At 40.7% G+C, this 23387-nt stretch carries 23 protein-coding genes; 6 read left to right on the top strand and 17 right to left on the bottom strand.

Going from position 1 to position 23387, the window contains the following annotated elements; all coding sequences use genetic code 11:
* Nucleotides 1-24 precede the first annotated feature (24 nt).
* Together FK178_RS09665 and FK178_RS09660 are read left to right on the top strand one after the other, a co-directional pair.
* Nucleotides 25-2655: a PAS domain S-box protein gene (locus FK178_RS09665; RefSeq protein WP_146834165.1), complete on the top strand. Its 2631-nt coding sequence runs from the start codon at nt 25-27 to the stop codon at nt 2653-2655.
* Between the two features lie 9 nt (nt 2656-2664).
* Entirely contained in the window at nt 2665-3048 is a 384-nt protein-coding gene (locus FK178_RS09660) for a response regulator (RefSeq protein ID WP_146834162.1), read from the top strand.
* 85 nt (nt 3049-3133) lie between these two features.
* Here the strand turns inward: FK178_RS09660 and FK178_RS09655 are convergent, their stop codons facing one another.
* The 6 genes from FK178_RS09655 to dinB all read right to left on the bottom strand — a co-directional run bounded on the left by FK178_RS09655 (nt 3134) and on the right by dinB (nt 10180).
* Complete coding sequence (locus tag FK178_RS09655; protein ID WP_146834159.1) at nt 3134-3379, bottom strand: hypothetical protein; 246 nt, start codon at nt 3377-3379, stop codon at nt 3134-3136.
* Between the two features lie 79 nt (nt 3380-3458).
* On the bottom strand, nt 3459-3674 hold the full coding sequence (locus tag FK178_RS09650) for a hypothetical protein (protein WP_146834156.1): 216 nt from the start codon (nt 3672-3674) through the stop codon (nt 3459-3461).
* A 45-nt stretch (nt 3675-3719) separates the two neighbouring features.
* Nucleotides 3720-4499: a TIGR03915 family putative DNA repair protein gene (locus FK178_RS09645; protein WP_146834153.1), complete on the bottom strand. Its 780-nt coding sequence runs from the start codon at nt 4497-4499 to the stop codon at nt 3720-3722.
* A complete protein-coding gene (locus tag FK178_RS09640; RefSeq protein ID WP_146834150.1) occupies nt 4499-5761 on the bottom strand; it encodes a putative DNA modification/repair radical SAM protein in 1263 nt (420 codons plus the stop codon). Before FK178_RS09640 ends, FK178_RS09645 begins: the two co-directional genes overlap by 1 nt.
* Nucleotides 5751-8807 carry a DNA polymerase III subunit alpha gene (locus tag FK178_RS09635; RefSeq protein ID WP_146834147.1) on the bottom strand — a complete coding sequence of 1019 codons (3057 nt, stop codon included), beginning with the start codon at nt 8805-8807 and terminating at the stop codon, nt 5751-5753. The genes FK178_RS09640 and FK178_RS09635 overlap by 11 nt, the downstream gene beginning before the upstream one ends.
* A 158-nt stretch (nt 8808-8965) precedes the next feature.
* Nucleotides 8966-10180 (bottom strand): DNA polymerase IV, encoded by a 1215-nt coding sequence (gene dinB, locus FK178_RS09630; protein WP_146834145.1) that lies wholly within the window; start codon nt 10178-10180, stop codon nt 8966-8968.
* A gap of 330 nt (nt 10181-10510) precedes the next feature.
* Between dinB and FK178_RS09625 the strand changes: the two genes are divergently transcribed.
* Entirely contained in the window at nt 10511-11278 is a 768-nt protein-coding gene (locus FK178_RS09625; RefSeq protein ID WP_146834142.1) for an XRE family transcriptional regulator, read from the top strand.
* 55 nt (nt 11279-11333) lie between these two features.
* Here the strand turns inward: FK178_RS09625 and FK178_RS15775 are convergent, their stop codons facing one another.
* From FK178_RS15775 to FK178_RS09610, 4 genes are all read right to left on the bottom strand, one after another.
* Nucleotides 11334-11465 (bottom strand): hypothetical protein, encoded by a 132-nt coding sequence (locus FK178_RS15775; protein ID WP_262711692.1) that lies wholly within the window; start codon nt 11463-11465, stop codon nt 11334-11336.
* Nucleotides 11466-11556: 91 nt separating this feature from the next.
* On the bottom strand, nt 11557-11688 hold the full coding sequence (locus tag FK178_RS15770; RefSeq protein WP_262711691.1) for a hypothetical protein: 132 nt from the start codon (nt 11686-11688) through the stop codon (nt 11557-11559).
* A 184-nt stretch (nt 11689-11872) separates the two neighbouring features.
* The gene (locus FK178_RS09615; protein WP_146834136.1) at nt 11873-12109 is read right to left on the bottom strand and encodes a hypothetical protein; all 237 of its coding nucleotides are present in this window, start codon (nt 12107-12109) and stop codon (nt 11873-11875) included.
* A gap of 115 nt (nt 12110-12224) precedes the next feature.
* Nucleotides 12225-13475 carry a 3-deoxy-D-manno-octulosonic acid transferase gene (locus FK178_RS09610; protein WP_146834133.1) on the bottom strand — a complete coding sequence of 417 codons (1251 nt, stop codon included), beginning with the start codon at nt 13473-13475 and terminating at the stop codon, nt 12225-12227.
* A gap of 98 nt (nt 13476-13573) precedes the next feature.
* On the opposite strand from FK178_RS09610, the gene FK178_RS09605 reads away from it, so the two are divergent.
* Together FK178_RS09605 and FK178_RS09600 are read left to right on the top strand one after the other, a co-directional pair.
* Nucleotides 13574-14707 (top strand): DegT/DnrJ/EryC1/StrS family aminotransferase, encoded by a 1134-nt coding sequence (locus FK178_RS09605; protein WP_146834130.1) that lies wholly within the window; start codon nt 13574-13576, stop codon nt 14705-14707.
* 11 nt (nt 14708-14718) lie between these two features.
* The gene (locus FK178_RS09600) at nt 14719-15999 is read left to right on the top strand and encodes a metal-dependent hydrolase family protein (RefSeq protein WP_146834127.1); all 1281 of its coding nucleotides are present in this window, start codon (nt 14719-14721) and stop codon (nt 15997-15999) included.
* Nucleotides 16000-16077: 78 nt separating this feature from the next.
* On the opposite strand, the gene FK178_RS09595 is transcribed toward FK178_RS09600, so the two are convergent.
* The 6 genes from FK178_RS09595 to FK178_RS09570 form a co-directional block, all read right to left on the bottom strand.
* Nucleotides 16078-18441, bottom strand: coding sequence for a hypothetical protein (locus FK178_RS09595; protein WP_146834124.1), 2364 nt, complete (start codon nt 18439-18441; stop codon nt 16078-16080).
* Nucleotides 18442-18575: 134 nt separating this feature from the next.
* The gene (gene fabD, locus FK178_RS09590) at nt 18576-19457 is read right to left on the bottom strand and encodes an ACP S-malonyltransferase (protein WP_146834121.1); all 882 of its coding nucleotides are present in this window, start codon (nt 19455-19457) and stop codon (nt 18576-18578) included.
* A gap of 92 nt (nt 19458-19549) precedes the next feature.
* A complete protein-coding gene (locus FK178_RS09585) occupies nt 19550-20050 on the bottom strand; it encodes a pyridoxamine 5'-phosphate oxidase family protein (RefSeq protein ID WP_146834118.1) in 501 nt (166 codons plus the stop codon).
* A gap of 94 nt (nt 20051-20144) precedes the next feature.
* Nucleotides 20145-21011, bottom strand: a complete 867-nt coding sequence (locus tag FK178_RS09580) for a fructosamine kinase family protein (RefSeq protein ID WP_240793810.1) — start codon at nt 21009-21011, stop codon at nt 20145-20147.
* Nucleotides 20998-21480 (bottom strand): dihydrofolate reductase, encoded by a 483-nt coding sequence (locus FK178_RS09575; protein WP_146834115.1) that lies wholly within the window; start codon nt 21478-21480, stop codon nt 20998-21000. The genes FK178_RS09580 and FK178_RS09575 overlap by 14 nt, the downstream gene beginning before the upstream one ends.
* Before the next feature lie 3 nt (nt 21481-21483).
* Nucleotides 21484-21939 carry a 2TM domain-containing protein gene (locus FK178_RS09570; RefSeq protein WP_146834112.1) on the bottom strand — a complete coding sequence of 152 codons (456 nt, stop codon included), beginning with the start codon at nt 21937-21939 and terminating at the stop codon, nt 21484-21486.
* Nucleotides 21940-22002: 63 nt separating this feature from the next.
* Between FK178_RS09570 and FK178_RS09565 the strand changes: the two genes are divergently transcribed.
* On the top strand, nt 22003-23091 hold the full coding sequence (locus FK178_RS09565; RefSeq protein ID WP_146834109.1) for an aminotransferase class V-fold PLP-dependent enzyme: 1089 nt from the start codon (nt 22003-22005) through the stop codon (nt 23089-23091).
* Here FK178_RS09565 and FK178_RS09560 read toward each other — a convergent pair whose 3' ends face one another.
* Nucleotides 23092-23373, bottom strand: coding sequence for a DUF427 domain-containing protein (locus tag FK178_RS09560; RefSeq protein WP_146834106.1), 282 nt, complete (start codon nt 23371-23373; stop codon nt 23092-23094).
* Nucleotides 23374-23387 lie beyond the last annotated feature (14 nt).

Here is a 23387-nt window from a genome sequence, read left to right as displayed (position 1 = left end):
GGATAAATAGAGTAAGGTTAAGGAATGAATACTACCGGGGGCAGTTTAATAGAGGAGCATTTAGATATTTTTAAAAAAACGATCGTAAATGTAGTTAGGGAGCCGCTGGTTATTCTTGATGAAAACCTGCACATCTTGTGTTGGAACCAAAATTTTTCCAAAAAATTTAAGCTAAAAGAACCTCTTGGGGTCAACCTGTTGCTCTTTAATTTAAATAATGGTCAATTTGATCTACCGCCGTTGCGGGGAGAATTGGAAAATCTTGCAAGGTCCGGCGATCCTGTAAAAAGTTTTCCTGTAAGTATTGACATTGGAAATCCCGAAAAAAAGCAGTTTATTATTAACGCCAGTAAAATGGAAACCTCGACTGGAGGGGGAATGATCCTGCTATCTTTTAAAAAGCGAAAGAACGCATTACACCTGGCGAAAAAAGAGAAAAAATTCCTAAGGATCTTTAATGACATTCTTTCTAATGCCCCGGCTGCCATTTGCACTCTTAGAGGCCCTGAACATATCTTTGAAATAGCGAATGAAAATTATTTAAACCTGGTAGGAAACAGGAATGTGATTGGAAAATCGGTTAAAGAGGTATTGCCGGAGGTTGCGGGGCAGGGATTTATTGAACTTCTGGATAATGTGTATAATACAGGGGAGCCTTTTTTAGGAAATGAAATTCCTATAAAACTTAAGGTAGGTGAGAATGAATGGAAAAATTCCTTTTTAAACTTTGTTTACCAACCCACTCTTAACGCCAGTGGCGTGGTAGAAGGAATATTTGTTCATGCGATTAATGTGACTGAACAGGTAGAGACCAGGAGGCTTGTTGAGCGAAGCGAAAACAGGCTTCAAAATTTAATTGATACTGTACCGGCAATTATCTGGATCACCAATAAGGAAGGCGAAAGTGCTTATCTTAATGATAATTGGTATAAATATACCGGCCAGGCACCCCAGGAAGCAGCAGGCTTCGGGTGGTTAAAAGCTACTCATCCCGAGGATGTGGAGATGGCTGAAAATGCTTTCAGGACGGCAAATGATAACCATGAGGCCTATAATGTGAGTTACAGGTTGAGAAATAAAGAGGGGGAATATAGATGGGTTATTGACCGCGGAAGCCCCAAATATAATGAGCAGGGAGAATTTGACGGCATGGTGGGTACGGTTATAGACGTGCACGAGGAACGGGTAAAAGATCAACTTGTAAGGGAGAGTGAACATCGGTTAAGAAATATTGTTCATGAAGCCACGGTTGCTACAGGTATCTACCTGGGTAGGGAAATGAAAATTGGACTTGCCAATGAAGCGATGATCAAATTATGGGGGAAGGACTCTTCTGTTATTGGAAAAACAATTCGCCAGGCATTGCCGGAACTGGAAGGACAGCCATTTCATGAATTACTCGATGAGGTATTTACCACCGGTAACACTTATTGGGGAAAAGAAGATAAGGTAGATCTTGTGATAAACGGGAAATTACAAAGTGGATATTTCAATTTCACCTATAAGCCTTTGCGAAATGAAAAGGGAGAGATCTACGGGGTCCTTAACATGGCAGTAGATGTTACTGAATTGGTAAAATCTAAAATGCAGGTAAAGGAAAGCGAGACACATTTCCGGCAAATGGCAGATCTCATGCCTACAAAGGTTATCAATGCTGATCCTGCGGGGAATTTCATTTATTTTAATGAGGACTGGCTGGATTATACAGGGCTGAAAGTGGAAGAATTATTAGAAAAAGGTTGGATACACCTTATTCATCCTTTGGAAAGGGAAATCTTTAAGGAAAGATGGCAGGCATCATTGAATACCGGAAATCCCTTTGAAATGGAATTACGCTGTATTAACAAACACGGAAAATATAAATGGCATTTAAGCCGTGCCGAAGCGGTTATAAATGAAGATGGGGCAATCAAAATGTGGATTGGTACCAATACCGAAATCCAAAAACTGAAGGAAGAAGAGAAACGCAAGGAAGATTTCCTTAAAATGGTAAGCCATGAATTAAAAACCCCGGTAACATCCATTAAGGGTTATGTGCAGCTATTGCTTAATTTGCTAAAAAGAGAGGGAGTGATGGTTCAGGGACTTCCCCTTGAACAATCGTTAGGTCGAATTGATCATCAAATAAAAAGGTTGACCAGGTTGATCTCTGAAATGCTGGACCTTTCCCGTATTGAGGAAAATAAAATGGAACTTCAGAAAGAAATATTTTCCATAAATGATTTGGTAGCCGAAACCGTACAGGATATAAATTATACCAATACCCAGCATAAAATTGAAGTGCACCAGGATTACAAATGCAATGTGTTGGCAGATAAGGATAGGATAGGGCAAGTGCTTATTAATTTCATTACCAATGCTATTAAATATTCACCAGACAGCCAGGAAATTGTGGTGAAGGTGCAAAAACATAAAAATAACCAAGTGGCAGTGGTAGTAAAAGATAATGGAATAGGAATTGATAAGAAGAATCACCGTAATATATTCAAGCGTTTTTACCGCATAGGGGGTAAAAGTGAAGATACCTACTCTGGATTTGGAATTGGCCTGTACCTTGCCAATGAGATTATACAACGGCACAATGGTACAATTACCGTAAAAAGCAAAAAAGGAAAGGGCTCCGATTTTTGTTTCATTTTATCAACAGCCCAGTAAAACCTAACAATGACAAAAAATAAAAAAATATTAGTTGTAGATGATGACTCCGGTATTGGAGAAATGTTAAAGACTCTCCTGGAATTTTATGGGTATCAGGTTGAAGTTACTGAAAAACCTTTTGAAGCTGAAGATTTGATCGTGAAGCACAACATTGACCTTGTTCTTCTGGATATGCTTATTTCTGGTGTGAACGGTACCGATGTTTGTGCGAGAATAAGAAAAAATGAAGCAACCGCAGAGATCCCGGTTATTATGATGTCTGCCTTGCACGATGCCGGAGAAAAATGCAAAAAAGCCGGGGCCAATGATTTTGTGGCAAAACCTTTTGAAATGGACCTGCTTATAGGGAAAATCGAAGAGGTTTTCCAGGATGAAAAATATTTATCCTAATAAAGGCGCTGTGGCTTAATTATGTTCTAAAAACAAACAACCGCCTCTTAAGGGCGGTTGTTTGTTTTTAAACAGAAAGGAATGGTTAATTGATGCCATCATTGGTATCTTCACCATTCACGTCATCTGTATTGTTAATCTCTTCCTGTACTTCTTTTTTCACTTTTTTAGCTCCCTCTTCAATTTTCTTTCCGGCTTTTTTAGTGTTTTCTTCAATGTCTTCACCTATGGCTTTCACGGCGTCCTCGGTTTTTTCCTGCGTGGTTTCCCGGCAGGAATAGAATGATGTTGTCATTCCGGCAAGCATCAGCATTAAAAATAACTTTTTCATCAATAATGGTTTTTGGTTAAAATTAAAAAAAGCCATCAAAAATTAATTAAGATGGCTTTTTAAACAATTTTGAAGCTGACTATTGCATGTCGTCATCAGCGTTCATATCGTCAGTTCCGTCAATTTCTTCCTGAACTTCAGTTTCTGCTTCTTCGTAAGTTTCTTCAGTAGTAGTTTCGATGTCGTTTCCTACTTCTTCGAAAGCATCTTCAGTTTTTTCTTCAGTAGTTTCTCTACAAGAGTAGATAGATAATGTGAAAACTGAAGCTAATAAAATAAGGGATAATTTTTTCATCTTAAAAATGTTTAATTAGTTGAAGAGGCAAATTTAAACTATTTTTTAATTATGCAAAGAACTCTTTTCACTTAAATATTTCCAGTATCTTTTTGGCACATGTTGATTATGTAATTTCAGGTTTTTACGAGATTTAATGTTGGTGCTTTTAAAATACTGTCTCCATAATTCCTGAAATTCCAGCTCGGAGGTACTGTAAACACTGGTTTGATAATTTTTATCGAAAATATCCGGGGATATGTCCATACTTATGTAATTGGTTTCGTGAAGGTTATAAAACAAGCCAAATTTTCGCTTTAAATCATAAATTATCCATTTTTGATCGGCATACCGGCTTTCAAAATGAGGCAAAATAAGCGGAAGAACGTTAAAGTCGGGTTCTATATGAGCGAAGTAAATTTCGTCTTTGGTGAGCATAAATCTCACAAATGCCTCCATCCTGTGTTTTTCCCTGCTCACCATTTTGGCGGTTTGGGAAATCCTGAGAATGAGTGGGTTCCCAAAATCCCGCGAACTAAAATTGTTTCTTGCAAATACCAGTTTAATATATTCCAATAGTTGAAGTTCTATCCCGGATAATTCACTTAAAAAGGAGAAATAGAGCTGTCTTCTTCCGCCCCCGTCAAGGTTGTCTTTTAGCCCTTTCTTTACTCTTCCGGCCTTTTCAAAATTGGTTATCACTATTTCCGGCGTAGAGAACAAACCAGGCTGGGCCGCTTCTTCAGTATAAATTCCTGTAACATTTAGTCTTTGCTCAAAAGCCTGGAAAACACAGGTTAAAAATCCTTCAAAGGAACCGTCATATATTAGTATGGTATTTTTCATTAACTGAAAAGTGCTAATTGGATGCTGTAATCTTTTCTGAATTTGCTTGTTGAGTTTTGTAAGATCAAGCCTTTAATGCGCTCACTGGGAAGCTCCCGTTTCTCCCACTGTGCAGAATCGCAGGTAATAAAATATTTCGCACGGTTTAATGCCACCCCTATTTTGGCCAGGTGCTCCCAGTTTAATTTCCTGAATTTTCTGGCCTGTATGATCTTATAAACAGATTTCATTCCTATACCGGGAATCCTTGCAAGGAGATTTTCATCTGCCCGGTTTATATCCAGGGGAAAAAGCTCCCGGTTGCGCAAGGCCCAGCTAAGTTTGGGGTCTACATCAAGATCCAGGTTTTGATGATTTTCATTTAATAGTTCCCTTATATCAAAACCATAAAAGCGCAGCAACCAGTCGGTTTGATAAAGCCTGTTTTCTCTAAGCAGCGGTACCGGACTTCCAAGTGCAGGGAGCCGGGAGTCTTCGGCAACCGGAATGTATCCTGAATAATATACCCGCTTCATATTATATTTTTCGTAATAAAAAGCTGCAGAATACATCACATCACGGTCACTCTCGCCCGTGGCACCTACGATCATTTGCGTGCTTTGCCCTGCGGGCGCATATTTTGGAGTACTCTTTATGATTTTGCGTTCATTTTGATATTGCACGATCCCTTCCCTCACCGCCGCCATGGGTTTTATAAAATCTTCATGCTTTTTATCTGGCGCCAGGAGTTTTAAACCGGAGATAGTTGGGATCTCGATATTAACCGAAAGCCTGTCTGCATACAATCCTGCTTCCAGCATAAGTTCGTCACTGGCGCCGGGAATAGATTTTAAGTGGATATATCCATTGAAATTTTCTTCCAGTCTCAGTTTTTTTGCAACTGCCACGAGGCGTTCCATGGTATGATCGGCACTTTTGAAAATTCCCGAGCTCAGGAACAGTCCTTCAATATAATTGCGCCTGTAAAAATTCATGGTAAGGTCTACCACTTCCTGTACTTTGAAGGCAGCCCGTTTTATATCATTGCTTTTACGTGTCACGCAATATGCACAGTCAAAAATGCAGTGATTGGTGAGCAGGATCTTAAGCAGGGAAACACAGCGACCATCTTCTGTATAACTGTGGCAAATGCCTACCCCGTCACTGTTGCCAAGGCCTTTGTTCTTATTGGCTCTTTTGCTGCCACTGCTGGAGCAGGAAATATCATATTTTGCAGCATCGGCCAGTATATCGAGTTTTTCTTTTATTCGTTCAAATGACATGGGGTGGGTTTTGATTTTGTGGTTTTACTTCTTTGCGTTCTTCCAGATTTTTCAGTTTTTCGAGTCGTTGTGCGGTAACAGGGTTTTCTTCTGAAAAACGTGGATCTGTGATGTAGGCTTCTTTGCGCATCTTAATTACTTCAAGGCTCAACACTTCAAATTCTTCGCTTATCTTACCATAAAGGGCATAAATACCGGGCCCCTGAAAACTGTATTGTTGTGCTACCGGAGGAAAAAGTACCGCATCAAAGAACTTCCCCTCCCGGTCCAGAAAGGTCCCGAAATACATGACCTCTCCTTTATAGGTTTTTGTGTATTTAATGGTAACCAGGTAGCCATAAATAAGGATGTTGCCGTTGCGAAAATCTTTAAAATCCTTTTCTCCATACCGGTTAAGGGGTTCTTCTTTTAGCAATTCAAAATGGCTGCATAGTGGAAATCCCAGCAATTCAATTTGTTCAAAGGCCGCTTCCAGTTTGGTGGTACGAAGATCTGGCAGGGTGAATTTTTTATGGTGGGGATTGAACAGGGCAAATTGATCTGGTCTTTGAGGGGCTTTAGATAATTTAAAATGCGCGTCCCATAACAGCTTAAATTTATCTATGCCCGTAAACCGGAAAGCATTGATCCTTATAAGGATACTCAATTGCTCAATTCCAATGTTGAGCCGGTCTATAAAATTTTCAAAAGAAGTGAATTTTCCGTGAAAATTCCGGTTTTCAATAATTCGCTGGGCCACGCGTTGCTCCAGTTCTTTTAAGTTTCCAAATCCCAGGTAAAGGTGTTTTCCCTTGATGGTGTTGTGAAAATCCCCCTCGTTAATACAGGGCGGTTCTATAATAGCGCCGCACATTTTTGCTTCGTGCACGTATAACTCGGGGCTGTAGAAACCGCCGCCGTTATTAAGCACCGCAACCATATATTCCAAGGGAAAATAGGTTTTAAGGAACAGGCTTTGGTAACTCTCTGCAGCATAGCTGGCAGAGTGTCCCTTCGCAAAAGTATAGCCCGCGAAACTCTTTATCTGGTCCCACACTTCAAAGATCATTTTTTCTTCAATGTTTCGTTCGCGACAGTTGGCTATGAATTTTTCCTCCACTTTTAGAAATTCAGCCCGGGAGCGGAATTTTCCGCTCATTCCGCGACGCAGCACATCGGCTTCCGCCAGGCTAAGGCCTGCAAAGAAGTGTGCCACCTTGATCACATCTTCCTGATACACCATAATACCGTAAGTATCCGGCATGATCTTTTCCAGGGCAGGATGCGCCAGCTTACGGCGTTCGGGATCCCGGTGCCGCATGATATATTCCCGCATCATGCCGCTTTTGGAAACTCCCGGCCTTATAATAGAACTGGCGGCTACCAGTCCCAGGTAGGTATCGGTCTTAAGTTTTCGCAACAGGTTTCTCATTCCGGGCGATTCTATGTAAAAACATCCCATACAATTCCCTTCTTTAATAAGGTTGTTAATACGGGGATCCTGTTTAAATTTTTTCAGGTCATGAATATCAAAAGCCGGGGCCTCTGGCTTATTTTCAGCTATTATATCCAGGGTATCCTTAATCTTTCCCAGGCCGCGCTGGGCAAGGATGTCAAATTTATAGAGGCCTACATCCTCGGCAATTATCATATCAAACTGTACCGTGGGAAAACCTTTGGGCGGCAGGTCCAGGGCAGAGAAGGAGGTGAGGGGTTTATTGGAAACAAGGATCCCGCCCGCGTGAATGCTTCGGTAATTGGGCATTCCCTCTATGAGTTTTCCATATTTGATCACCGTTCTGTGAATGGAATCCATATTATTTTGGGGTGCCCGGCCTTCGCATAAAAGATCGATATCTTCTTTGGGCAGCCCAAATACTTTTCCCAGTTCCCGTATTACTGCGCGGTATTGAAAGGTGTTATAAGTAGCCAGCAAAGCGGTATGCTCAAATTCCTCAAAAATAAAACGGGTCATGTCTTCCCGGTCCTGCCACGAGAAATCTATATCAAAATCTGGCGGACTCGTGCGAAATTCATTGATAAACCGTTCAAAATAAAGGTCAAGTTCTACGGGATCCACTTCGGTTATTTGCAGCAGGTGGGCTACAATACTGTTGGCCCCGCTCCCACGGCCTACATAGAAATATTCTTTCTCCCGGGCATACTGGCAAATACGCCAGTTGATGAGAAAATAGGAGACAAAATTGAGCTTTTTTATCACTTTTAATTCGGTCTCTGTGCGCTTCAGGATTTCGGGAGAGGGGTTTGGGTAGCGAAGGTTTATTCCTTTTTCGCAAAGTTTCTCCAGCAGCTTTTCATCTTCCTCTTTACTGCCACCGTATACCTGTTGGTTTTGTGGTACGCGTGCTGCCGAAAAATCAAAGTGAATGCTGCACCCCGCCAGCAGGTGGCGGGTATTTTCAAGGATAAATGGAAAATCTTCAAACTTTTCTTCCAGTATTTCCTGCGGAAGCATTTTTTCATCGGTTCCGGCTTCTTCCTCGGGGGGAAGTTTGCTCAACAGGCAGTTGTTGTCTATGGCGCGAAGGAGCCGGTGCGCATTGAAATCCCGCTTGTTTCGCACCGTAACAGGTTGCAGCACTACCAGCCGGGAGGTCATTTCCCGAAGTTTTGAAAAACGCAGTTTGCGCAGTTCGTTTATAGAGACCCCAATAAATTCATGAGGTAAAAACTGAGAGGTTTCTGCCGCCAGGATCTTCTCAAACGGATAGATCACAAAGGCATTTTTAAACACAGGAGCCTTTTCGGGGATCATTAATTTCTTCTGAAGCCGGTGAGAGAGAAACTCATTTATTTCCCGGTAACCTTCATTGTTTCTTGCGATAGCTACAAATTGCTGCTGCGCTCCGTTTCTGAAATCTATTCCCAATACCGGCTCAATATCATATTCTGCCGACTTTCGCACAAAATTGAGGCAGGCCGAAGTATTATTGATATCTGTAAGTACCAGTTTTTTTACATGATTCTCCCGCGCCAGTTCCAGCAATTCTATTTCTGAAAAGGTGCCAAAGCGCATGCTGTAATATGTGTGGGTGTTCAGGTACACTTTTTTAGTATTGAGTAGTTATTAGTAGTGAGTAGTGAGTATTGAGTATTGAGTATTGAGTATTGAGATTCAGTTATCGGTTATCAGTTTTTGGAATTTAGGATCTGGTGCCTGGAATTTATTTTTCTTTCCTCTTTCCTCTTTCCCTCCCGCAGGGGTTATTGTTTCCTATGTGCCAGCACCACCGGGGGCTCACCGTTAAAGGGGTTGGTGAATCTTCCTATAGTCTTAGCGCCCATAGAGGCCGCCCGCAGGACACTACGGTCGCCGTAGCGATTGCGTATCTTATCCATAGCATTGTATAATTGCAGTACTTCTTCATTGTCATCAAATAGGTTGATCTGGTAGTTTCCCCCTGCCAGGTCGCTAAAACGTATCCCTATAAGCCGCACCAGCAACCGGCGGTTGTATAATTTTTTAAAGATCTCCTGTATTGCGGGAATTAGAACATGATCTGCACTGGTATATGGGATCTTAAGCTGCCGGGTATAGGTGTTAAAATCTGAATACCTGATCTTTACGGCAATACAGGAGGTGAGTTTATCTCCCCGTCGCAGCTGGTAGGCCAGATTCTCTGTCATGGCCAGCAGGATCGACTGGAGTTTGTTCACATCTATGGTATCGCGGTCAAAGGTGCGCTCGGTAGAAATAGATTTTCTTTCAGAGTAGGGGATCACGGGGGTATGATCTATACCCTGTGCCCGGTTCCAGAGGGTAGTGCCGTTGCTTCCCAGGACCTTCTGCATCATTTCCAGCGGCATTTCCTGAATGGTCCTTATGTTTCGCACGCCCAGATTGCGGAGGGTTTGATAGGTCTTATCGCCTACCATGGGGATTTTTCTTACCGAGAGCGGGGCGAGGAACTCCTTTTCAAATCCCGAATCGATTTTTAACTGATTGTTGGGCTTTGCTTCATTGGTAGCTACCTTGGATACTATTTTATTTACTGAAAGGCCAAAGGAGATGGGCAGCCCGGTTTCGCGAATGATCCTTTTTCGCAGTTCAGAGGCATATTTATAACAACCAAAAAAGCGGTCCATTCCCGTAAGATCTGCATAAAATTCATCGATACTGGATTTTTCAAACAGGGGAACATCGGCTTTGATGATATCTGTTACCTCTTTGGAAAATTTGGTATAGGTCCCCGCATCACCACGAATTACCGTAGCCTGGGGGCATAGTTGCCGCGCCAGTTTCATAGACATCCCGGAGTGTACCCCAAAGGCGCGGGTCTCATAACTGCAGGCTGCCACCACCCCCCGGTCACTTATCCCGCCCACCAGCAGCGGCCGGTGTAAAAGCCGGGTGTCCAGACGCCGTTCTACAGAAACATAGAATGTATCAAGATCAAGATGTAATACTGTTTTTGTCATAATGTTCGCTACGCTCACGTTTGGAGTAGTGAGTAGTGAGTATTGAGTAGTGAGTATTGAGTAGTGAGAAAACTCCTTTGTTCATCTATCTTTCCTCTTTTCTTCTTTGCTTTTTAACTCTGGCTGTCCACTTTCCACTTTCCACTCTCCATTTTCCACTCTTTTTCCTCTTTAACTTTTTTACTTTCCACCACAACCCACAACCCACAACCCACAACTCATAACCCATAACTCCCTTGGAATCTTTACAAAATTATGGAATTATTCCAATAAATAGGAAATAATCCAATGTTAAAGTTGGACTTATTCCAAAAAAAATTATATTTGTGTATGGGAACAGACGTAACTATAGAGGTGAAGCGATTTAAGGAAATTCGCGACGACCATAATTTCACTCAATCTGAATTTGCAGAGGTGCTGGGAATTAAGAATTCTACGGCAGATATTGAACGGGGCCGTACCAAATTGTCGGGTAAAATAGTGGCCGAGCTCCTGCGGCAATTTGGGGTAAATCCTCTTTGGTTGTTTGGAGACAGCAGCCAGAAATACCTGCCGGTAAACAAGGGAGATGTGAGCCCAAAAGTGGTTACCGTAAACAGCGGGGAAGAGGAGAATATTGTTCTTGTAAACCAGAAAGCTGCTGCGGGATATCCATCCAATGTTCAGGATGTGGAATGGTACCAGCAACTGCCGGCATTTGATATACCGCTACCCGAATACCGCAATGCCACCTACCGGGGGTTCCAGGTAGAAGGTGATAGTATGATGCCCAACTTAAGACCGGGGGAGTGGGTCTTGGGAAAAGCAGTGCCAAGTATTGCAGAAGTGAGCTATAGCAAGATCTATGTGGTAGTATTATATGATTCGGTATTGGTAAAAAAGATCCAAAAAATGGAAGATCCCTATAAGATCCTTCTGGTTTCTATCAATGAAGAGTATCCGCCCGTGCAGGTACTGGTAAGCGAGATCCAGGAATTATGGCAGGTGAACAGCAAGCTCACCTTTAGCATTGACGCCACTTCCGAAAACGGGTTGCTAAGACAGTTGCAGCAATCTATGGAAGAATTAAAGAGTGAGTTCAAAACTTTAAAACATTAAAAAATCCATTCTGGTTAGGAATGGATCTTTAATTTTTTACTGAGTGACGGGATGGTTAATCCACATCATCAGCAATGTCATCAACTGCATCTTCAACATCATCTGCTGCTCTTTCAACACCAGATCTGTCATCTCTACAGGAAGTAAAAACAACACTTGTAGAAAAGGCAAGTGCCAGTACAAACATTAATTTTTTCATAATTTAAATTTAAGTGGTTGGAATACCTAAATATAAAAAAAATCGGGAGAAAATCTATTAAATTTTCTCCCGATCCATTTTATTGCAGATCGTCATTACCTTCGATCTCATCTTCCACATCCTGTGCAGCACGCTCAACAGCATTACCGGCATCATCGGCAGCTCTTTCAACGTCGTTCTCTACATCATCAAGGTCATCAACATCATCCATGTCGTCATTTACTTCAATTTCATTTCTTTCTTCAGTAGTTTCTCTACAAGAAGTAAAAAATGCACTGAAAGTAAAAGCGGTCGCTAATATTAAAATTGACTTTTTCATAAATTCGCGTTTTAAAAATTAATTAGTTTTTGATTGGGTTAAAGTGTTATACTCATTTAAATAAAAATGAGACCGACTAATTATCGTCGATTTCATCAATTTTTTCATCAATTTCTCTGTTGATCTTTTCGTCTACTTTTTTGGCACTTCTTTCAAAGACACCTTCCCGCTCTTCAACTTTAACTTCTACGGGCTGCGTTCTTTCCACTTCCACTTCTCTTATCACTGTTTCCTTTTCAGCAGGTTCCCTGCAGGAAATTAAGGTTAAAGCAGAGGTGAACATTAAAGCAGTTATTAGAATTACTCGTTTCATATTATATATGATTAAATTTCTAATGATCGAAATTAGTGCATAAATTATTCGAGCACTCCGGTTTTTGGTAAATTTTAATATAATTTAAAAGAAATTTTAGCTTTTCAGAAGAAAATTAAGGGTTTTTAACATTTGGAGAGTTTAAATACGTCTCTATAATTATACCTGCTCCGGTGTTAGAATTAATAAACTCCCGGGAAATTGTACCGGTTTTTAATCTTTTATCCTCATTCTCCAGCAGGCCGGTAATAATTTCCCGGAGTTCTTCTTTTGTGCTTACTGAAAATAATCCGCCCAAATCCTGTAGTGCTTTTGCCTCGGGAAATTTTTCAAAATTCTTTCCTATAACAATGGGAACCCCAAAAGTGGCAGGTTCGAGAATATTATGAAGTCCTGTTTTTCCTGCGGCACCTCCCACGTAAGCAACATTTGCATAATTATAAAGTCTGGTTAGAAGCCCTATGGTATCAACGATTAATACTTTGAATCTTGCAAGATCCCCATTGTCCTTTTCAGAAAAAAGCACTACCGGGTGTGCAACAGCCTTTTTAAAACTGTCAATTGCTTCAGGTTTTATTTGATGGGGGGCAATTATGAACTTCACATCAGCTGGAGAAGTATTGATAAAATCCACCAACAATAATTCATCTTCCGGCCAGGTGCTTCCTGCCACAATACAATTCTTTCGGTCAAGAAACTCCTCTACAAATTCCAGTTGATTGTTATGTTGCAATTGCTGCGAGACCCTGTCAAACCTGGTGTCGCCACTTAAGGTTACATTATTTATTCCAATTGATTTTAGCAATTGTAAGGAACTGTTATTTTGAACAAAGAAATGTTCAAAGGTTTTCAAAGATTCTTTCATCCAGCTCCCATAAGGCTTGAAGAAAACCTGATCTTTCCTGAACACGCCGGAAATGAGAAGAGTACGAACGTTCCGCTTTTTTAATTCTTTTAAATAATTAGGCCAGAACTCATATTTAATAAAAAAGACAAGCTCCGGGTGCACATACTCTATAAAGCGGCTTGCGTTTTCCGGGGTATCCAGTGGCAAATACACTACAGCATCTGCCAAAGGGGAGTTCTTTTTGTTTTCGTAGCCCGAAGGCGAAAAAAAACTAATTACAATTTTATGTTGAGGGTAGCTCCTTTTTATTATTTCTATTATAGGAACCCCTTGTTCAAATTCCCCAAGGGATGCCGCGTGAAACCAGATTGTCTTGTCTTGGGGTTGAATGCTTTTCTTAAGTATTGAAAAAGTGCTTTTCCTGCCCACCACAAATTGTTTCATTTTAGGACTGAATGCGGCCGGGAGCGGAAGCAATTTTTCTGTAACGCGAACTAATATATTATATAGTGTGTTCAAGCGGTTTTGATTTAAATGCTAAAATACCTCTTTCTTAAAAATAGCATTGGTGATGGGGCCTATATTTTGTAATTTCGGGAGGTCAAATTAAAAAGCAGATGAAAAAGATACAAATGGTTGACTTGCAGGGTCAATATGAAACTATAAAAGATCAAATAAATAACTCACTTCAACAAATAATGGAAACTTCAGCCTTTATTAACGGGCCCGAAGTGCACCAATTTCAAAAGGAACTGGAAGACTACCTGCAGGTCAAACATGTTATTCCCTGTGCCAATGGTACAGATGCCCTGCAAATCGCCATGATGGGCTTGGGCCTTCAACCCGGGGATGAGGTGATCACAGCCGATTTTACCTTTGCCGCTACCGTAGAAGTGATTGCGCTGTTGCAATTAACCCCTGTGCTGGTTGATGTTGAAGCGGAAACTTTTAATATTGATCCTGAAGCGGTTAAAAGAGCTATTACCCCCCGCACACGTGCAATAGTTCCTGTGCATTTATTTGGGCAAACTGCCAATATGGATGCGATCATGGAAATTGCGAAAGAACATAACCTGTATGTAATAGAAGATAACGCACAGGCAATTGGCGCCAATTTTCATTCGGCAAATGGAAAAACATTAAAAACGGGAGTTATTGGCGATATTGCTTCAACATCCTTTTTTCCGTCGAAAAATCTAGGGTGTTTTGGAGACGGGGGAGCAATTTTTACAAATGATGACGATCTCGCCCATATGATTCGGGGAATTGTAAATCACGGAATGTATGAGCGGTACCATCACGATGTGGTGGGAGTAAATTCCAGGCTGGACAGTTTTCAGGCAGCCGTTCTAAGGGCTAAACTTCCTCATCTCGATAACTATAATTCATCCCGGCAGGCAAGCGCGGCAAAATATGATGCTGCGTTTAAAGGACAGGAACATATTATAACCCCGCATCTCGCCGGTAAACCAGACACTCATGTTTTTCACCAGTATACCCTCAAAATAACCAATGGAAAAAGGGATGCACTGGTAAAACATTTAAATGAAAAGGGTATTCCCTGCGGTGTGTATTATCCAATCCCGCTTCACAGCCAAAAGGCATATGCCAGTTCCCGGTATAATGAAGCCGATTTCCCGGTGACCAACCAACTTATAAAAGAGGTGATCTCACTACCTATGCATACAGAACTTTCAGACGATCAAATAGATCATATATCTCAAACTCTAATAGAATTTGTAAATAATTAAATTCCTCTTTTATGATTAAAACTATGCTCACTTTCTGCGGAATATTAATAGCTTCTGCAGCTTCATCCCAGGATATCTATATACAGGCCGGAAAACTGGTAGATACCAAAAACGGAAAAGTCCTTTCAGAAAAAACCATAGTAGTTTCGGGAAATACTATTAAAAGTGTAGAGAACGGTTATGTTCAACCCAGAACTTCAGCTGATAGTTTGATCGACCTTAGAACAATGACTGTTTTGCCTGGACTTACAGATATGCATGTGCATTTGGAAAGTGAGACCAATCCGCAGAAATACCTTGAAAGCTTCACATTTAATGAAGCCGATTTTGCCTTTAATTCAGTTGGGTTTGCAAAGACCACGCTTCTGGCAGGTTTTACTACAGTGCGCGAACTTGGCGGAAGCGGGGTGAATATTGCACTAAGAAATGCTGTAAATGCGGGAAAAGTGGATGGCCCAAGGATTTTTACTGCAGGGAAATCATTGGCCACAACCGGTGGACATGCAGATCCTACCAACAGCTTTAACCGTAAGCTTGTTGGAGACCCGGGGCCTAAAGAAGGCGTGGTGAACAGTATTGAAGATGCTGCCAAAGCAGTGCGTCAAAATTATAAAAATGGAAGTGACTTAATCAAGATCACCGCCACCGGTGGGGTGCTAAGCGTTGCGAAGAGCAGCTCGAATCCGCAGTTTACAGAGGAAGAAATAAAAGCCATTACCACCACGGCAAAGGATTATGGTTTTCACGTAGCGGCACACGCTCACGGTGATGAGGGGATGCAACGTGCCATAAGAGGCGGGGTTACCACTATTGAGCACGGTACCCTGATGAGTGAAAAGACCATGGACCTAATGAAGGAATACGGGACCTATTATGTACCTACCATCACCGCCGGGAAAGAGGTGAGCGAAAAGGCTGAAATTGAAAATTATTATCCGGCCCTGGTTGTTCCCAAAGCCCGGGAAATTGGCCCCAAAATACAAACTACTTTTGGTAAAGCTTATAAAAGGGGCGTATTGATCGCTTTTGGAACAGATGCCGGTGTTTTTGAACACGGCAAGAATGCCAAAGAATTTGGTTATATGGTTGAAGCGGGAATGCCGGCAATGGAAGCCATACAAAGCGCAACAATTACCCCCGCGAAGATCCTGAAAATGGAAACTAAAAGCGGACAAATAGCCCCGGGATTCTTTGCAGATATTATTGCCGTTAAGGAAGATCCCACTAAAAACATAAAAACCATGGAAGAGGTGATGTTTGTGATGAAGGATGGAAAAGTGTATAAACGATAACAAACGAAATTAAATAATAGCCCAAAAAAAATCCTGACCATATGTTGATCAGGATTTTTTATGGATTTTCATTTTATTTTATCTGGTCCTGACCAGCAATTCTTCTGAAAGTAAATACCCTTCAGCATTCATTCCTTCAATCACGATCTTTACTTCTGGTTGCAGTGTGTTTAATATTTTAAATTGCGCTTTCCCTTCAGAATCCAAACTTATATTTGAGATCCAGTTAATGCTGCCAAATTCCGCAAACGCATCTGAAGAATAGGAGGTGTATCTGGGCGTATAGAATTCCCTGTCTGTAGTAAAGCCATTTTGGGCAATTTTTGAAAGCATAGTTTCAGAATTTGGCCGGGCAGCGCCCCCTTTTTTAGTTACTATCTTTATCACGCCATTTCCGCCCTGCATACCATAACCTTCACCTCTTTTGTTAATTACAATAGACTCTACCTGTGATGTTTGAAGATCTATTAACATTTCTGCACCATTTACCAAGGGCGCCCCATTAAAAATTATTAGCGGGTTTGGATTTGCATTAAGGCTAAATGGGATATTATTTATAATCTGAACATTCGTTGGCGTTCTTAATACCCTAAAACCCTTGGTGGCAATAAGATCTGTTACGTAGTAATACCTGCTTGCAATAGCCTCGGTTATTCCCACTTCTTCCTGAAAAGTGTTGCTTTCATTTCGGTATTTTCCGGTGGTTTTATTAATACCAGTAACGGAAACAGTATCCAAGGAAACAGCATTTCCAATAAGATCAAGTTCCTCTGTATTGGAATGGTAATTCTCAGTGGGCGTATTTAACTGAATTTGAGCATTTTTCAAGGGATTTTTTCTGGTCTTAGCAGGACTAATATTAATAGAAATGCGCGGTTTGGAGATCTCACTGTTTCTTTCGTTTAACAATCCCACCGCAAGGGAGGTGCTGTCCTCCAGATAAATATTATTAAGTTTAAAATTATTGTCCTCCTGGATTTTTACAATTTCAAACATTCCTGTTTCTTCAGATCTTACAAACAGGCTGGTGTGTTTTTTGGCGTTTCGGCTTGCTATATTTCCATCAACTGTAAATCCTTTTTCCGGTAAAAATTTCTCCCTGGGCGGCTTTGAATAAATATTATTCCAATTGTATTTACTCCAGCCCTGGGTAAGTAGTAAAAGGTCCAGGTCGTATAATTTTCTTTGCTCATCTCCCAGGGTAAAATAATAGGAAGCCTGGTCTATATTTCCCTGGATGTATGGTTTCAAATAAAAAGCCGAAACAATGGAATGATCTGGATTGTGAGAAAGGGTTTTAGCGGGAAGAACTGAAATGCTCAAAGAATTATTTTTCAATACCCGGGAAGCCTTTAGTTCAATACCAAGGGAATCACCTTGTTGAGTAGTTCTTTTTGCGGCAATTCTGGTGTGTTTTATATCGTTGGAATTAAAAATGAGTCGTTCTAATACGGGTTGAAGGGTTTCATTAAAAACCGTGATGGTATTTACTCCGGAAAAGAGTGAGTCTTTTTCAATGATGATATTTGCTTCCAGTTCATTTTCCGGGAACTTAAAAGCAAAATCTTTTATAGCACCATCTTTATGCACCGCAATAAAATACTTTTGATTTTGGAGAGATTCCCCGGTAGCCTGGTTAGTTTTGAGGGAAAATATAAAACGGTCTTTTCGTTCATGGCTGGTAAGGGTAATTCCTTTTTCCTGTGCTTTTGGAATTTCTTTTGAAATTTCTTCGCCGGAGAGTGTGGTTAAAATCACAGTATATTTCTCGTCTCCTTCAGCTAACAAATTAAATTTTCCCAAACCAAATTTATTAGACTCAAAAACGGTGAGCTCCTGCTGTGAGGAATTCACCACTCTTGCTTTTGGAAAAGATATTCCCTTTCCATTTGCATTAATAAGTTTAACACCTATGGAATTCAATACACCTTCCACAATATGCCCACCTTCCGGAAGAAGTTGAAGGTCAAATTTTTCTTTTGATTCCGGGTTTTCCTCCTTATCTCCATAAATGGTAAAAGATTGCAAGTAAGAAAGATCCTCATCAAAATTGTTCATATAATTTGTGGAAGCTTTTAAGAAATACGTCCCCGGTGTAAAAATAGCCGGATCCAGTTCTACAAACATCGACCCTTTACCCCCGGAGACAAAAACAGTTTTAGAATCAATAAAAACTCCATTTTTATTGAAAATATCTATATTAAGGTTCGTGGTTTCTACATTGGGAAGCTGAAGTTTGGAATTGTAAACGTAGGCAGAAATCCAGAGATTTTCCTTTGGCACCACTGTAGTCTTGTTGAGATGTAAAAAAACTGTTTCACGGTTTAACTTAAAATACTCCGTGTATTTTTCTTCCAGTTTTTTAATATTCTGGGGTGCCTGACCGAAGCTAAGGGATGAAGTAAAAATAAAAATTAAAATGAAGCATGTAATATTTTTCATAAACGAGGGAATTTGTAAAAGCTATTAGGGATCACTTTAAGGTTAAATTAGAATATTGAATTTTTAACAATAATAATGCCCATAATAAGATTTTTACCAATTAATTATGAAAAAAATTAATTAACCGTGAAAAGTTAGAATTCGGCTGAAGAAACCTCCGAATTTCTATCTATTTTTTTCACAAGCCCCTGCAATACTTTCCCAGGGCCTACCTCAATAAAATGCGTCGCCCCGTCCTTGATCATATTTTGAACAGACTGTGTCCATTTTACCGGTGCTGTTAATTGGAAAACCAAATTTTCTTTAATCTCGGCAGGGTTGGTTACCGCAAAAGTGGTTACATTTTGATATACCGGGCAAATAGGGGTGCTAAAAGTAGTTGCTTCTATTGCTTCGGCAAGTTCTTTTCTGGCCGGTTCCATAAGCGGGGAATGAAATGCTCCTCCTACAGGAAGGATCATAGCGCGTTTGGCACCTCTTTCTTTCAACATCTCACAGGCTATTTCAACAGCCTCTATTGAACCCGAGATCACCAATTGGCCGGGACAATTATAATTGGCTGCAACTACCACCCCCTCAACATCGGCACATACTGCTTCCACAATATGATCCTCAAGGCCAAGGACCGCGGCCATGGTAGACGGCTGTAACTCACAGGCATGTTGCATTGCAAGAGCCCTTTTATACACCAGTTTTAAAGCTGCTTCGAAATCCAGGGTTTTATTCGCCACCAGGGCAGAGATCTCTCCCAAGGAATGCCCTGCAACCATATCCGGTTGAAAACGCTCCCCCATAACTTTGCTCATTATCGCCGAATGTAAAAAAACCGCCGGTTGGGTAACTTTGGTTTGCTTCAGGTCTTCAGCGGTTCCTTCAAACATTGTTGAGGTAATATTGAAGCCCAGGATCTCATTGGCTCTGTTAAATAAATCACGGGCCACGGGGGATTTTTCATAGAGGTCCAATCCCATTCCTGTAAACTGTGCGCCCTGACCGGGAAATATATATGCTTTCATTTTTCTTAATTTGATGAAGCTAAAATAGAAATAAAAAAAAAGACCTCATAACTTTAAAAATTATGAGGTCTTTTCAACGTAGAAAAAATCTATTATAAATTTAATTTACCTTTTACGCCTACATCGGCTTTTTCTCCGGTAATTGCCGCAACCCCCATTTTCAGGAAGCTAATGTATTTATTTTGTTTATTATCCCAGTAATAGGCTTCCTCCGGCTTTACCTGGATCGCTGTTAAATTAGGATCATCTTTTCCGGTAAACCAGGCGTCATCTGTCTTTTCATATAGCTCATCCAGGATATGTGGATCTGCAACTATGGTGGCCCGGCCATATATACTTATAAATTCCATATCTGAAATATCACTGTACAACAACTGGACCTCAGGGCTTCTAACAATATTGGCGTTATGCTCACTGTTCAGTCCGCTTAGGAACCAGATGTTCCCTTGTTCGTCAACTTTTTTTGTTGACATTGGTACCGCGCTAATTGGTTGTGTATTTAAATCTGTGAGAAGCATTGCGAAATCTATATCATTCACAAGTTCAGTCATTTTCTCCAGGGCTTCCCTGCTAAATAAATTCTTGGTACTCATAGCATCATTATTTTTTTTACAAGTTACCAATGGTATAAAACCTATTAAGCCAATAAATTCCTAAAAATAATTATAAGATTGTTAAGTTTTGGGACTAGTTATACTGTCTTATAATATTATTCACCTGGTTGAGGTATCCTTTTCCGAAGATATTAAGGTGCACGAGCAGGTAATAGAGCTGCCATAAGGGTAGTCTTTCCTCAAATCCTCTTTCCAGGGGAAATGCTTCATTATAAGCACCGAATAACCGGTGGTCAAAACCACCGAAAAGTTTCATCATTGCGAGGTCCATTTCCCGTGGCGCATAGGCTACAGCAGGATCTATTAAACATGGTTCTCCGGCAGAAGTAATTATGAAATTTCCATTCCAAAGGTCGCCATGGATAAGTGAAGGTGGTTCATCGGGAATATTTTCTGACACGTTCCTGATAAAATATTTACTTATTCCCAGGTCATAATTATTTTCCCCGGCCAGTTTAAGTTGGGGGGCCAGCCTGCGGGTAATGTAAAATTCTACAGGGTCTTCGCTCCAATTGTTTTTCTGCGGAAGGCTTCCCACATAATTGTCTTTATTAAAGCCAAATTCTTTTGCGGTATGTTGATGTAAACAGGCCACCTGGCTCCCAAAATTTTCCCAGAAATCATTTCCCTGTTTTCCGGCAGGAATATATTCCAGCAGCAAATAAGCTTTATCTTCAAATTCGCCTGTATAAATTGGTTTGGGAATTTTTATACAACCCGTTTTGGACAGGGTTTGCAGGCCTTCCATTTCAGCCTGGAACATGCCCGGAAATTCCTTGGCATTATTGATCTTTACTACAAATTTTTCGGCTTTGTTGGTGGTAATTAAAAATACCTCATTGATGTCTCCTCCACCAAGTTCAGTTACGGTAGATATTTCAAAAGAATTTTGTTCGGCTATATGTTTAAAATCCATACCAGGATCATTACTTGCGCTCATATGTTAAGTAGGTAAATGCAAATTCATGATTTGCATCCTTGTCGTGAAATTCCTGATTTACCAGCTCCCATTGTTGTTCATCAATTTCAGGAAAGAAGGCATCGGCCTCAAAGGTACCATGAACTCTTGTAAGTTCTATCCTGTCTGCCACATCAATTGCAAGTTTATAGATCTCGCCTCCCCCAATAACAAAGGGCTGTGGGTCCTCATTAGAATGTTCAATTGCCCTTTCCAGGGAATGCACCACTATAATGCCCTCTTTTTTATATTCATCGCTCCTGGTTATTACCACGTGAGTTCGGTTTGGCAGCGGCTGGGGGAAAGATTCAAATGTCTTTCTACCCATGATGATATGGTGCCCGGAGGTCATTTTTTTAAACCGTTTAAAATCATCCGGCAGGTGCCATACGAGATCATTGTTTTTTCCCAGAGCATTATTCTCTCCGGCCGCGGCTATAAGTGTAAGCATATTTTAATGGTTTAGGAAGTTTCCGCTATCGCGGGGGCGGTCTTCAGTTGAATAATTAGGATTTGTTGCGGGTTTTTTTCCCGGTAGGGGATGGTCTCTCTCCACTTTCTTTTCAAGTTCCTCAATACGGGCCCGCTGTTTTCTCACCAGTTTCTCCATTTGTTGTTGTTCCCATTCCTTTCCCATAAAACTGCTGGTAATAAATACATTTACCAAATGGATCAAAAAGAAAAAAGTCCACAACAGCACTACCCAGAAAAACCAGTTATACCCCAGGGGCATTACCTCTTCTTTAAACCCTATAACAACATTTAATACAATTAACAAAACTGCACCCACAAGAAAGATCACAAAATGCAGGAACAAGCGTTTTTTTTGTAATGTACGGCGTCTTGCATTTTCATAAAGTTCTCTTTGATCGTGGTCGAGTTTGGAGGTGTTTTTCTTTTGAGAAAACATATTAAGAAGTATTTTAGTAGATCATCAAATTTAATGGTTTTTTACACCAATGTTAAATCGCTTATGAAGAATTTAAGAAAACCCTTTCCTGTACTGCAACAGAACCTTTATTTTAATACCGCTGCCTCCGGGTTGCTTCCTGAAAAGGTGTTTGACTTCCGGCAGGAACACGACCTGGATTTCCTGGTTATGGCCAGCATCCTTAAGGAGAAGCAGGGGAAAATGTTGACCGCTGTACGGGAAGCAGTAGGAGACTTTTTTAACTGCGCCCCCAATAGAGTAGCGCTTGTGCCTAATTATTCTTTTGGTTTCAACACGCTCCTGGAGGGTATAGATAAGTCCAAAATGGTATTATTGCTGGAGGGGGATTATCCATCTATTAACTGGGCGGTGACATCCAGGGATTTTCCTGTGCAATTTGCTGCAATAGATGAAAATATTGAGAAAAATATTGAAGAGGCTTTTCAAAAACAGCAGCCGGACCTTTTTGCTTTTAGCCTGGTGCAGTACATAAGCGGGATTAAATTAAGCGTGAAATTTCTCAAAGATCTCAAGCAAAAATATCCTGATACCCTTTTTGTTGCAGATGGGACCCAATACTGCGGAACAGAAATTTTTGATTTTGATGCTTCGGGATTAGACGTTGTAATTGCCAGCGGATACAAATGGCTCAACGCCGGTTATGGGAATGCTTTTATGCTTTTTAATAATGAGGCTGCACATAAAATTGCCCCCAAAACATCAGGTTTCAATTCCTTACAAGGAAAATATAAGGCTCATGAGGGTAATTTTATAGGCAAGTTTGAGCCGGGACACCAGGATACCTTAAACTTTGGAAGTTTACGGGTGGCTTTAAATTTTTTAAAAGAAGTTGGAATGGAGCTGGTAGAGGAAAGGGTTAAAAATTTTAGCGCGCTTGCCAAAAAAGAGTTTGAAAAGCTCAATTTGCTTGAAAAAATGGTGGCAGAGAGGGAGGAGCATTCCTCCATCTTTAATATTAAGGGAGATGATAAAATGTTCCAATATCTCCGTTCTAAAGATGTGGTTTGTTCCCAGCGGGGCACGGGTATAAGGCTGAGTTTCCATTATTTTAATACAGAAGAAGAAATGGAAATTCTTTTTAAGATCTTACGGGACTATCTTAAAAAGTAATTATTCGGTTACTTTAACTTCTTTCCAGAAAGCCACATAATTTTCTATAGGTTTTGCAGCGTGACTTGCCTGGGGGTAATACCAGGCGGCATCTTTATTCTTCTCTCCATTTACCTCAAGATCATAATAGGATGCTTCTCCTTTCCAGGCACATCGGGTGGTGGTGTTGCTGGGTTTAAAGTATTCACATTTAATGGAATCCATTGGAAAATAATGATTGTTCTCAACTACTTTCGTTTTGTTGCTTTCGGCGATTACTTCGTTGTTCCAGATGGCTTTCATAATTATTGAATTTG

The sequence above is a fragment of the Antarcticibacterium arcticum genome, from assembly GCF_007993795.1.
Classification (GTDB): domain Bacteria; phylum Bacteroidota; class Bacteroidia; order Flavobacteriales; family Flavobacteriaceae; genus Gillisia; species Gillisia arctica.
This window is presented reverse-complemented; position numbering and strand designations above follow the sequence as displayed.